The organism is Parachlamydia acanthamoebae, assembly GCF_000875975.1.
In the GTDB taxonomy this organism is placed as follows: Bacteria; Chlamydiota; Chlamydiia; order Chlamydiales; family Parachlamydiaceae; genus Parachlamydia; species Parachlamydia acanthamoebae.
This window is the reverse complement of sequence record NZ_BAWW01000033.1, coordinates 57483-70301: the sequence shown is the minus strand read 5'-3', so window position 1 is coordinate 70301 and position 12819 is coordinate 57483. Positions and strand designations below refer to the sequence as shown.

The 12819-nt window shown below is 38.7% G+C and carries 8 protein-coding genes; 2 read left to right on the top strand and 6 right to left on the bottom strand.

What is annotated here, in order from left to right:
* Window positions 1–89: 89 nt before the first annotated feature.
* Genes AOM43_RS07490 through kdpF form a run of 5 tightly spaced genes read right to left on the bottom strand, consistent with a single transcriptional unit; the run spans window position 90 to window position 7203 of the window.
* Window positions 90–2720, bottom strand: a complete 2631-nt coding sequence (locus AOM43_RS07490) for an ATP-binding protein (protein WP_006339756.1) — start codon at window positions 2718–2720, stop codon at window positions 90–92.
* The gene (gene kdpC / locus AOM43_RS07485; RefSeq protein ID WP_006339757.1) at window positions 2713–3303 is read right to left on the bottom strand and encodes a potassium-transporting ATPase subunit KdpC; all 591 of its coding nucleotides are present in this window, start codon (window positions 3301–3303) and stop codon (window positions 2713–2715) included. Before kdpC ends, AOM43_RS07490 begins: the two co-directional genes overlap by 8 nt.
* Before the next feature lie 2 nt (window positions 3304–3305).
* On the bottom strand, window positions 3306–5399 hold the full coding sequence (gene kdpB, locus AOM43_RS07480; protein WP_059359702.1) for a potassium-transporting ATPase subunit KdpB: 2094 nt from the start codon (window positions 5397–5399) through the stop codon (window positions 3306–3308).
* A gap of 9 nt (window positions 5400–5408) precedes the next feature.
* On the bottom strand, window positions 5409–7100 hold the full coding sequence (kdpA, locus tag AOM43_RS07475; RefSeq protein ID WP_006339759.1) for a potassium-transporting ATPase subunit KdpA: 1692 nt from the start codon (window positions 7098–7100) through the stop codon (window positions 5409–5411).
* A 13-nt stretch (window positions 7101–7113) separates the two neighbouring features.
* Window positions 7114–7203: a K(+)-transporting ATPase subunit F gene (gene kdpF / locus AOM43_RS14085; protein ID WP_079891772.1), complete on the bottom strand. Its 90-nt coding sequence runs from the start codon at window positions 7201–7203 to the stop codon at window positions 7114–7116.
* Between the two features lie 164 nt (window positions 7204–7367).
* Here kdpF and AOM43_RS07470 point away from each other — a divergent pair, with 164 nt between their 5' ends.
* Entirely contained in the window at window positions 7368–10115 is a 2748-nt protein-coding gene (locus AOM43_RS07470; protein WP_059359700.1) for an RHS repeat domain-containing protein, read from the top strand.
* 189 nt (window positions 10116–10304) lie between these two features.
* Window positions 10305–10841: a hypothetical protein gene (locus AOM43_RS07465; protein ID WP_079978249.1), complete on the top strand. Its 537-nt coding sequence runs from the start codon at window positions 10305–10307 to the stop codon at window positions 10839–10841.
* Between the two features lie 193 nt (window positions 10842–11034).
* On the opposite strand, the gene AOM43_RS07460 is transcribed toward AOM43_RS07465, so the two are convergent.
* Window positions 11035–11769, bottom strand: coding sequence for a hypothetical protein (locus AOM43_RS07460; RefSeq protein ID WP_006342623.1), 735 nt, complete (start codon window positions 11767–11769; stop codon window positions 11035–11037).
* Between the last annotated feature and the right edge of the window lie 1050 nt (window positions 11770–12819).

The window sequence follows — 12819 nt, the reverse complement described above, 5'->3', positions numbered from 1 at the left end:
AATAGTAGGTCCAGGGTTCCATCATATGAAAAAATCGCTTCTTTTTTTTCATATGCGAATCTGGCTTTTTTGTCTTTTAGTTTATTAAATTAAATTTTGATTGGGAGATACAGCGAAAATTTGGCTCCTTTTACAGGTAAATTTTCTACTTTAAGCTTTCCTTTATGCACTTCGGCAATTGTTTTTGCAATCGCTAGACCTAAGCCCATGCCAGGACCTGTTTCTTCAGGAAGTCGAAAAAATTTTTCGAATATGGTTTCAAGTTGATCTTCGGGAATTCCCTTTCCTTCATCTGCGACAGAAATGACCACATACTTATCTAATTTTTTTGCCTCTACTTCTATCGTGGAATCAGAGGGAGAATATTCAAAAGCATTGAAAAGTAAATTATATAGCAAAATCTCAATCAAATAAAAATCGATGGGAATTAACGGAATTTTTTCATCAATGTGGATGTTCAATCGATGCCCATTCTGCGCTCTTTTGACATTAAAACAACATTCATGAATCAATTCTTTGACATCCTGTAAACTTAAATTCAGCGGAACTAGCCCTTCACTCAGCTGCGCCATTGCCAAAACGTTAGTCAAGATCTTTGAAAGTGTTTCAGCTGCATTGTCAATTTTTTGTACTTCTAGACTGTCTTTATTTTGATCTTTAAGAATTTGAACTGATGTTTGAATACTCACGATTGGATCGCTAAATTCGTGGGAAATGCGATCTAAAATTGTTTTATGGACCCTTTCCATTAGCTTTAATTGCTCGTTCTGTTTGGTCTCTTCTTCAGAAAATTTGCGTTCGATATGCCCTGTTAACTGTCCTCCGATTGTGTAAATAAAGTTCTTTTCTTCAGGGGACAAATTTTTTGCGGTATCGGGTTTAAAAACGAGAATCCCGACAATTTCGTGAAACCCTTTTAGAGGAATATATAAGTTGTTAGCTGAAGGGAGCGTGTCCGTTGACCAACCGGCTTCTTTTCCATTTTCAAAAGCCCAAATCGCTGTATTTTTCTCCATATCATTTGTTAGCAAAGAATTGGAGTCATCGAATTTTAATCCATTTCCTAATTGCTTCACGATGATCTCGAACTTCCCTTTGAAAAACCGATCTAATTCTTCTTTTACAGATTTAAAAATTTCTTGGGTTGAAGGGCCGCTGGCAATCTTTTTTACAACATCATACAACAAGCGGGTCGTTTCTTCACTTTTCTGGAACATTTCCTTATGTCCCCTGGCTCGATCAACTAAAATCCCTGTAGATGCCGCAGTCATAATATATAAAACCAGTAAAGCAATATCTTCTTTTTTACTAACTTCAAAACCCCATATGGGGGGAATAAAGAAAAAATCCCAGCATAGAGCAAATAAAAATGCTGCAAAAATGATGGGACCTTTCGTAAAAAATAAACTCAGCAACAAAATACCTAATAAATAGATAACTCCAATAGTCTCATACCCCACAAAAGGGGCCAAAAAAAAATTCGCTAAAGTAAATAAACCTGCAAATAAAAATACGTAAATGTAGTTAATAAAAGGAATGTGAGAAAATGGCAGAAAAAGCATTTTTTTTGTGTAAGAAGCATCTTTATCTTGCCTAAGGATATGGATGTCCACTTCTGGGCATTCCGCAGCTAAAAGATCGGGCAATGAAAAATAGGTTGATGTACCAAAAACGGTTTTTTCCAAAGAGCGCCCTAAAAGAATTTGTGTCACTCCTTTTTGTCGAACAATGCTTTGTATGCCTTCGGCAATGGTTGGATTTTTTATCGTAACAACTTCGGCTCCCAAATTGCGTGCTAGCTGTAAATTTTTGGTTAATTGCTGGCTGTCTTGCTCATTCAATATACGCTCATTATTGACGTAAAGCGCAATCCAAGGGGCATCAAAATTGACCGCCATGCGACATGCCCGTCGAATGAGTTTTTGTGAGTAGGGACTTTGACTCACTGCCACAAGAAATTTTTCCCTTGCTCGCCAAAGTGTGCTTCGTTCCCCTGTGGGTTCCATTTGCCGTAAATCACGATCCACTTTATCAGCAGCGTATCGCAGCACAATTTCTCGTAAAGCGGTGAGCTTATCTTTTTTAAAGAAATTTTGTGTCGCAATTTTAGATTGCTCTGGTAGATAAACTTTTCCCTCTTTTAGTCTTTGCAATAATTCATCGGTTGTTAAGTCAACAAGCTGAATAGAAGCCGCTTTTTCAATGATTAAGTCTGGCACTGTTTCTTGAACAACAACTCCTGTAATCCCATGAACGACATCTTTTAAACTTTCGATGTGTTGGACATTTAAAGTGGTGTAAACATCGATTCCATGGTCTAATATTTCTAAAACATCCTGCCATCTTTTATTATGTCTCTTTCCAGGTATATTCGTATGAGCAAGTTCATCAACAAGGACAACATCAGGTTTTAAAAGAATGATGGCATCGAGATCTAGTTCTTGAAATTCTCGATCACGATAAGTGATAACTTTTTCAGGGATTTTTTTGAGACCCGATACTAAGGCTGACGTCTCACTTCTCCCATGTGTATCAACAATTCCAATGACAACATTGACACCTTCTTTTTGAAGAGCTTGTGCTTCCTCCAGCATCGCATATGTTTTTCCTACACCAGCTGCCATTCCTAAGAATATCTTGAGCTGCCCCTTTTCTTCACTCTCCTGAATTTCTGTCATCCTTAAAAAATCTTCTGGGGCGGGTCTCTCTTGCTCACTCATTGTATCCCTTTAATGGAAGCCTCTGCTTCTCATTTAATTTATCCAAAGCTTGATTTAGAAGGAGCACATTCACATACGGTTCGCCAAAAATGGATAAACTAGGTTCGATGACCATTTCTTTGAGAAAATCGATCAGTTCATATTCTGACATTCCTCTTGCTCTAGCTATCCGATTGACCTGAAAAAAAGCGACATCACGGCTAATATGCGGATCTAAGCCACTTCCAGAAGCAAACAATAACTCGGCAGGCACTTGAGAAACATCGACTAAATGAACACTCGCCACTCCAGCTTTTCTTTCCGCGACCATTTTTTCAAGAGCTTTACTTGTCGGTCCCAAATTGCTTCCTCCTGAAGGAAGAGGATTAAAATCTACAGCCGAGGGACGTGCCCAAAAATAACGCTCACTCTCAAATTTCTGTGCAATTAATTCTGCTCCAATAGTTTTGCCTTTATCTACAATGATTCCTCCATTTGCATTTTCCGGCATGAAGATCTGGGCGATAATTGTAATCACGACAGGATAAATCAGGCCAAGCAATACAACCATACAACCAAGCATACGAAGAGCTTGCATAACCATATTTACACCAATCCTAAAAAGGTAATCAACATATCGATTATTTTAATTCCGAGGAATGGAACGATGATTCCTCCTAAACCATATACCAGAAGGTTATTTCTCAATAAATCATGAGCGGATTGTGCACTATACTTGACCCCGCGAAGTGCCAGAGGAATCAAAGCAACAATAATTAAAGCATTAAAAATTAAAGCACTCAAGATTGCACTGTGTGGGGATTTTAAGTGCATGAGGTTCAGAATCGACAAAGGACCTTGTTGCTCGGAATCTGTCACATAAAGGACACTAAAAATCGCGGGAATTATGGCAAAATATTTAGCGACATCGTTGGCTATACTAAATGTCGTTAAAGCCCCTCTTGTCATCAACATTTGTTTGCCGATTTCCACAATATCAATCAATTTGGTCGGATTGCTATCCAAATCAATCATGTTTCCTGCTTCTCGTGAAGCTTGCGTACCTGTATTCATTGCCACAGCCACGTCTGCTTGAGCTAGTGCTGGGGCATCGTTTGTTCCATCTCCCGTCATAGCCACAAGTCTCCCCCCTGCTTGTTCTTGTCTAATTTTAGACAATTTCATTTCTGGAGTTGCCTCGGCAATGTATTCATCCACCCCCGCTTCTGCGGCAATTGCTGCTGCCGTCATTGGATTATCACCCGTTACCATAACAGTACGGATGCCCATTTTTCGCATTTCCGCAAAACGCTCCTTAATTCCCCCTTTGATTACATCTTTCAAGTGAACAATTCCAACAATTTTCTCTTGATCGCTCACGAGCAGAGGCGTTCCCCCCATTTTTGCGATGGATTGAATCACAGCATCTAATTGTGATGAATATTTCCCCCCCAAGCTCATAATATGTTTTTTAATCGCATCTGCAGCTCCTTTCCGAATTGAGCGGACGACCTTTCCGTGATTGTCTTTGAAATCGACTCCACTCATACGTGTTTTTGCAGAAAACGGGATAAAAGTTGAGCTCCCCGCTTCAACGGATTCTCCACGCCAACCAAATAGATTTTTGGCTAACACAACGATTGAGCGCCCTTCTGGGGTTTCATCCGATAAAGATGCGAGCTGCGCAATTTTTGCAAATTCTTTTTCCCCAATATCTGTTGCAGGCAGAAAAGCTGCAGCCATTCTATTACCAATTGTGATGGTCCCTGTTTTATCCAAAATTAATAGATCAATATCACCTGAAGCCTCCACAGAACGTCCACTCAATGCAATGACATTCTTTCTAATGAGCCTATCAATTCCCGCAATCCCCACCGCGTTTAAAAGTGCACTGATCGTTGTCGGAATTAAACACACAAGCAAAGCCGCTAAAACGGGAATGGTTAAAATCTGAGAAAGATCTTGTTTGGCGGCTACACTGCTATAATCTCCGAACATTTTTAAAGTGCTTGTGGTCAACAAAAATATAATTGTTAAACCAGATAAAACAATACTTAGTGCAATTTCATTGGGTGTTTTCTGTCTTTTAGCACCTTCAATGAGATGAATCATTTTGTCTAAAAAGCTCTGTCCGGCATCTGACACAACGCTAATTTTTAAGCGATCGCTTAAAACTTTCGTACCTGCCGTAACGGCACTTCTGTCTCCCCCACTTTCACGAATCACGGGGGCCGATTCTCCAGTAATGGCAGATTCGTCCACGGTTGCGACCCCCTCAACAACCTCTCCATCTGCTGGGATAATGTCTCCTACCTCACATATCACAACATCCCCTTTTCTCAACTGATTACAGGGAATTTTAATCTCAATTCCTCCCTTATCTTGTTTAGCAAAAATCTCTGTTTTGGCTTTTCTTAAGCTATCGGCCTGGGCTTTTCCACGACTCTCTGCAATCGTTTGAGAAAAATTTGCAAAAATCAATGTTAGCCACAACCAGAGAGTGATTTGAAAATCAAACCAAGATAAATTTCCATAAAACATTTGTTGCAAGAAATAAAAAGAGGTTGCAAGTGCAACAATGTATGTGACAAACATCACCGGGTTTTTAAATTGGGCTTGAGGGGTTAGCATGAAAAAAGATTCTTTTAAGGCATTCAAAATGGCCTTGATATCCAAAACATTCACTTTCTTTTGTGACATAATCAATCCTCAGAATGACACTTTCTTTAACATTAAAAAATGCTCGACAATTGGTCCTAAAGCAAAAGCTGGAAAAAATACAAGACCTCCTACAATCAAAATAATTCCTCCCAAAAGAATGGCAAATAGCAATGATTCCGCAGAAAAGGTTCCGATTGAGGGGGGAATAAACTTTTTTTCTGCCAGTAATCCCCCGATGGCCAAGCTGGGAAGAATGGTTGAAATTCTGCAGATGAGCATGATCGTACCCAAAACCAAATTGTAATAGGGGGTGTTCGCATTTAAACCCGCAAAAGCACTTCCATTGTTTCCTGCTGCCGATGAAAAGGCATATAAGATCTCAGAAAGCCCATGAGGTCCCTGATTAGAGAGGCTACTCAAAGCTTTAGGTAAAATACTCGAAACCCCGGAACCTAATAAAATTAAAGCACTCGGCATAAGCACAGATAGCATGACCCATTTGACTTCTTGTTTCTCAATTTTTTTACCCAAATACTCTGGTGTTCTTCCCACCATCAAGCCTGAAAGAAAAACGGTTAAAATGGTATACATCAACATTGCGCATAAACCAACGCCCACGCCCCCAAAAATAAGCTCTCCTAGCATAATATTGAACATAGCTATTCCACCCGCCATTGGTGAAAGGCTCGAAATCATCGCATTAACAGATCCATTCGATGTTCCGGTTGTACTCACTGTCCATAAAAGACTATTTGCTACACCAAAACGTGTCTCCTTCCCTTCCAAATGGGGAAAGGCATCTAAAATAGGATTGGCTAAATTCTCCGAATAAAGGGACAATCCAAGACCTCCCATCCACAATAACAACATAACGACATACAAAATCCAGGCATGCTTCTTTGATCCGATCATAATGCCATAAGCATAAACAGTTGCAGCTGGAATGACTAATATAGCAAACGCCTCCCAAAAATTACTGAACGCGGAAGGATTTTCAAAAGGGTGGGCACTATTGGTATTAAAAAAGCCTCCACCGTTCGTTCCCAATTGCTTAATTGCAACTTGAGATGCAACCGGACCGAGCGGAATTGTTTGTTCATGGCCTTCCAAACCAATTGCTTCGACATAAGGAGAAAACGTTTGCACAACCCCCTCTGCAACTAAACAAATTGCCATGATAATGGAAAGTGGCAACAACAAATAGACAATCGTCCTTACAAGATCACACCAAAAATTTCCAACTGTGTTCACCATTTTTCGAGTCATGCCTCGAACCAAAACCAACAAGGTGGCCATTCCCGTAGCAGCACTTAAGAAATTTTGCACGGTTAAACCTACCATTTGCGTCAAATAGCTCAATGTGGTTTCCCCCGCATAGGACTGCCAATTTGTATTCGTGACAAAACTTATCGCAGTATTATAGGCAAGATGCCAGGAAACACCGGGAAAATGTTGCGGATTCAAAGGAAGAATGCCTTGCAAAAGCAGTAGAAAAAAAAGAAAAATAAAACCCAATAAATTAAAAATCCCTAAGACTTTTGCATATTCTTGCCAAGTCATTTCGAGATGAGGATCCACTCCGCCCATTTGATAACAGCCATCTTCTAGCCTTCCCAAAACGCGTTTCATTAAAGGATCTTTTTCAGAAAAAATCGCAGCGATATATTGCCCTAGAAGGGGAGTGACAATTAAAAGAAGTGCAAGAAATACGAGAATTTGTATCCCATTAGGAATTGACATGCCTACGACCTTTTCAAAATTTTTCGGGATATAACAAGGTATAAATTAGATAACCCAAAAGAAGTATGACAATAACGCCTGCAAAAATAAAATTAGTCAGCATACTCTCCCTTGATATCGATATCGTTCTTAACAAGTCTGGATAACAACTTCCCCAAAAAAAAGCAAAAAATTATTACAATATTAGATTTATTAAAAGCCTATCCTTCCCTGTTGGATGGTGTTAAAATAAAAAAATTTAATTTATTGACATTAGAGGAAAATATTATGAAATCTTTTTTTAGCATACTTGGTTACATGATTCTACAACTTACCCTTTTGATTGCAGAAGAAGATTTCCTCGTAACAGAAAATAGGCTTACAGCTTCTCAAGCCAATCTTTTTGGAAAAACAGGTTTCAACTTTAAACCGCCCTTTGCATTTAATAAACGCAGCTATCGTATCGAACGCACAGACCATTACGGCAATAAGACGATTTATGAATACAATGTCTTCAACCATCTTGTCAAAATTATACACCCGGCAATTCCTAAATCAAATGGAGAACTTTTTAATCCCACAGAAAATTTTGAATATGATGAATTGGGATATATCACAAAAACAAGAGATGGAAATAACAATCTCACCATACAGCTAAATAATGCACAGGGTCAGCCTTATCAGATTCAATATCCCGATGGATCGATAGAAAAAATGACTTACTTCGCTAATGGAAATTTGCAGAAAAAGATATTAAAAAATGGAATGCAAATCAGCTATACCTATGATGATGAAGGTCGCGTAATCACACGAGACTTATTTTCCCCTCAAGGAGAACTCCTGGGGAGCCATTCTTACGCATATTCAGCCACTTATCTCATTAAAGAAGTAGATGCCAAAGGTCACATCACCTCTTATCAATACAATGCACAGGGACAATTAACAGGTATCATTAAAGAAGATGCCACCACCTATTACACTTATGATTCACTCAGTCGCCTGGAAACAACAAAAATACTCTTTGGATATGGAGAAAACGATTACACGCTAAAAACATGTGCATATGATTCTCAAAATCACATCATTGAAGAAAGTCAAGAAGATGCCTTTAAAAATATCTTTCGCAAGCTGACCTATGCATATGACATCAATGGAAATCAAATTGAAACAACGACCTACTCAAATACCGGCACAAGTACAACTAAAACAATCTTCGACCTTTATAAAAAGCCCATTTCTATTACAAATGCAGAAAATAATGTCACGTTCATTACCTACCGCTACGACTATAAAGATGCTTACGGACTCACCGTTCCTTATTCTGAAACAACAGATTCCAATGGAAACGTCATAGTCTCCATCTACAACACACATAACAAAATAGCGACTCTGCAAGTTAAAAATGGTCTTGGACAAATTATTCGACAAAAAAGCTTTTTCTATGATGGCGTCGATCAGCTTATTGAACTTCGAGAAAAAATCTTCAAACTGGGAAAATTTGATCGAGAAGTGACGACTAAATGGACTTACACAAGTATGGGTAATATCGCTTCTTGTACCGAGGCAGTAGGAACTCCTAAACAAAAAAGCACTATTCACACCTTTAACAAGCTGAGTCAAAAAACTTCCACCTTAAAACCCGATGGAACGATCCTCTATTTCACTTATGATGCTAAAGGAAACCTTGCAACCGTTTCTTCATCCGATCAAACGCTTTCTTATGCCTATACCTATGATCTCAATGATAATCCAATTCTCATTCGAGATCTTATTCAAAATACGCAAAATACCAGAGTCTATGATCGATCTGATCGTCTTATTAAGGAAACGCTGGGAAATGGCTTGAATGTACAATATGCCTATGATCGACAAGGGCGCATCCATTCTTATACACTCCCCGACCAAGGCCAAGTCGTCTACACCTACAATGCGGTGGATTTAATCCAAATAGAACGATTCAACTTATTAGGAGAAAGGCTTTATTCTCAATCCTATCACTGGGACCAAGCCGGGAATCTAATCCAAAAAGATCTACCTTTCAATTTAGGTGCAACAACTTACGCATATGATTTGCTCAATCAATATAAGTCCATGCAATCCCCACATTTTAGTGAACTCCAAATCTCTTATGATGCCGTTGGAAACCTTCTCACGCAAGTATATACAGATCCTCTAGGCTGCTTACTCTGCCAATATTCCTATGATGGCCTTTATCAGCTTGATTCTGAAAGCAATTGTGCTGACCATGTTTATCAATACAATTCTCTTTTTAATCGTTTTGCAAAAGATGGTCAGCTTTTTGAATTTAACGCGCTTAATCAGCTTTTAGCAGATGAGCTCAGTGCTTACATTTACGATGCTAACGGAAATTTGACCAGTCATCACGGACAGAAATATACCTATGATGCATGGAATCGATTGCTCACTGTTACCATAGGCAATACATGCTTTAGCTATACTTATGACTCCTTTAATAGACGCTTATCCAAATCGAAAGCGGTTTGGGACGCCCCTACAAAAAGTTGGATAACTCAAGATATTCAATATTTCCTTTACCAGGGAGAAAATGAAGTTGGAGCTTGCAATGAGCAACTCGATTTAATGGAATTTCGGTCGCTAGGATATGGGCAAGGAGCGGAGATTGGCGCTGCCGTAGCTTTTGAAATTCAGAATCAAGTGTATGTTCCCCTCACAAATAGCATGGGACATGTTCAGGTTTTATTAAGTTCTGAGGGAGAGCCGGTTGATATCTATCGTTATACTGCGTTTGGGGAAGAAATGATTTTTGATCCTTCCGGCAATTCTAAAATCCCTACAACGGCTTGGCGTTTTTGTTCAAAGCGAAGGGATCCTGAAACCGATCTTATTTACTTTGGAAAACGCTACTATGACCCTCAAACAGCGCGTTGGATCACCATCAACCCTCTCGGGTATACCGAAGGATGTAATCTCTATGCTTATACTCGCAATAACCCATTAATATACGTTGATTTATATGGAGACCAAGTCGTAAATATTAAAGGATGGAAAAAGTAATAAATAAATTAAAACTACGGCAGCTACCTATATAATATTTTATTGCAAATAAAACATTTTCTTGTTATATGTTAATAAGTTTTTGTTACAAACGTTCATTTCGAGAAATACACGAAAGTCTGGAAGTTTGGGTAAACTCATTCAATAAAGTGGATTTCAAGTCATTTTATACTTAAAAAGGATGATGTAATGGGTTATAAAAGAATTTTAAGTCTATGCATTGTCCTACTTATCACTCAATTTTCCTCGGTGTGGGCCTTAGAATCTGCTTCCCAAACTCAGTCGGCCACTGCCGTTGATTATTCCTGGGATGAAGTCACGGAATATGCACGTGTGCAATTCTCAATGGAAGGGGAATTAGTTGCGAAATCTGATGGTTTTGTTTATTTGAAAGTAGATGATGCGTACATTCATACTCTTTTTCCTATGTTAGAATTGGAAGATGGATACGACAAGCCTCCTTATTTCCGTACAGAAGGCGCACCAGGTGCGCATATCAGTGTTTTTTACGTAGATGAAAACATTACGCCCGAAGAAATCGGACAAATTTTCCAGTTTGAACTGAAACAAATTGTGATTGTTCAGCCCTCTAAAACAGCAAGCTACGTCGTCTTGCAAGTGGAATCCCCAGAACTAGAAGCACTCAGAAAAAAATATGGTTTGAGTCCTAAGCTTTTAGGACATGATTACCATATTTCTCTAGCTAAAAAAGTGATTAGAAATTAGGGCGTGTCGTCAATTAAGCCAAATAATAAAAGCAGGAAAACTCAAGAAAGAATTTCTAGGATAAACCCACAGTTATTTGCACGGAAGTGAAGAATTTGAGAGGAAGTTTCTTGGACCGAGTCACTATACCCCCTCTCCCGACTATGAAAATTCTACTATACGCTCGTCAACTTACGGGTGGGCGGTATGCAAACTACAAAATGATACTTTTCAGAGATGTTTTATCCCACGAAACATTATTTCCGTGGCCCCCATCAGCGTTGCCTTGAGGAAATTCAAGAATGCGTGGTTCGATTTCTGTTGGAAGCTTAACTTTCCACGATGAATCTCCTGCTGGGCATCTACACTGAATAATCATCTTTGATTCGCATTTAGAAAATTCACCTTCGTTTGCGTAATAAATATCACTATGCCCCCGATTCTTATCTCTAACATAAAGAAAGACGCCAGCATCTTCACTGTAGAAGATTTTTTTTACTTCTTTACCATCAGCTGGTTTGAAAATTTTTCCTTTCTCAATCAAAGCTTTAATCTTTTCACTGACTATTGAAAGGGTTCTATGTACCTCATACCTTTCTCCAGAGAGGCATATCCATACAGATGCGGTACAATGCTCATCCGTTTCTTGTACTTCAAGCGTTGTTCTTCCAACTGATTTAAATATGAATACTTTTGACCCAAAGTAATTCAAATTTTCACCATCTATAGTCGGAAGTTTATCATTGATATGAATGGTCCAATGGGATCGACTATTCCTAAGTCCATGGTAAGTTACAGATACCTTGTAAGCAAGATCATTACTTTCTTCTTTGATGATCATCACTTTAGACTTGTGTTCACCCTTTGTAAATGTATATTCTACAGTACCTTCGACTCCTTGACTAATCGAGATCATTGGATCCTGATATGACATTCCTAAACCAAACATATGTGTCCTTTTTAAGTTGATTCACACTTCCGTATGCTGAGGAACGATAGCACAAAAATTAAGAAAGCATCAAGACAATCTTAGTCATCGGTCTTCCTGTTTTGAGCTCTCTTTCCTCTTAGGAAAGTGATTTTCTCTTTCTTAAGATCGCCTACAATTTTATTGATTTTTTTTCTGCCAAGCATGCTAAAGTGACGGCAACCACTAGCAACATTTTTAATGCGCCCAATCGTTTCAACTGAAATTTACACTGTAATGCGTTCTTAGATTGAAGACACATCCAACACCCCGATTTTGCATTACCAGGTCGTAAAGAACTTTTATAAAGTGATGTCGCGCTATGATGTCATTTTAATCGATAACACTGAAATTCCTGTCAAACGACCTAAAAACAAAAATGAACCACTGAAGTAAGAGACGAATTATATTAATTAGGTCTGGGATATTACAATCAATCGCGTGATGTTCCTGATGACCTCCTCAAAAGAATCGTCAAAATTGAATTTTTTACAGAAAATTTTAAAGAACGGTTTGCAAAACTAGGTTGAGAAAATGCAAATACTCTTTCAAAAACATATTATAGCAGGATTTCCAGAAAAAACACAGCCTATGCCAATAGCCTGCGGCAGAAAATTTTCCGGGAAATGTCCAACTAATCATAACATCTTTGAACGGCCCTGCATGAAATCTTGAGAAACCCAATAAAAGTCCTGGCTACTTAACTTCTTTTTCAACCAGAGCGGCATCCAAGAACTCATACTTCCGATTTTGTATCCAGCCCATTTTGCCAAAATATGCAAAAATGCATATGGAATCATAAGCGGTTGATTTTGCAACAACCTTTCAATCATTTCTCACACATATTTTTTCCCTCTAGCGCTATCTGAACCGGCTTCTTGCAGTAATGCATGAAGTTTTTTTCTGGCTAAGCCTGTATCAAAATGACGCTCGAACTCTTGCTTTAATGAATAGCGATGTGAAGTGATGAACGATAGCTTCAGCTACATAAGCAATGCACATAGAAAATAAAAACTCTGAAAACATCTTAAC

Coding starts and splice junctions, on each gene's coding strand:
- AOM43_RS07490 (WP_006339756.1), bottom strand. CDS start 2,720: ATGAGTGAGCAAGAGAGACCCGCCCCAGAAGATTTTTTAAGGATGACA.
- kdpC (WP_006339757.1), bottom strand. CDS start 3,303: ATGGTTATGCAAGCTCTTCGTATGCTTGGTTGTATGGTTGTATTGCTT.
- kdpB (WP_059359702.1), bottom strand. CDS start 5,399: ATGTCACAAAAGAAAGTGAATGTTTTGGATATCAAGGCCATTTTGAAT.
- kdpA (WP_006339759.1), bottom strand. CDS start 7,100: ATGTCAATTCCTAATGGGATACAAATTCTCGTATTTCTTGCACTTCTT.
- kdpF (WP_079891772.1), bottom strand. CDS start 7,203: ATGCTGACTAATTTTATTTTTGCAGGCGTTATTGTCATACTTCTTTTG.
- AOM43_RS07470 (WP_059359700.1), top strand. CDS start 7,368: ATGAAATCTTTTTTTAGCATACTTGGTTACATGATTCTACAACTTACC.
- AOM43_RS07465 (WP_079978249.1), top strand. CDS start 10,305: ATGGGTTATAAAAGAATTTTAAGTCTATGCATTGTCCTACTTATCACT.
- AOM43_RS07460 (WP_006342623.1), bottom strand. CDS start 11,769: ATGTTTGGTTTAGGAATGTCATATCAGGATCCAATGATCTCGATTAGT.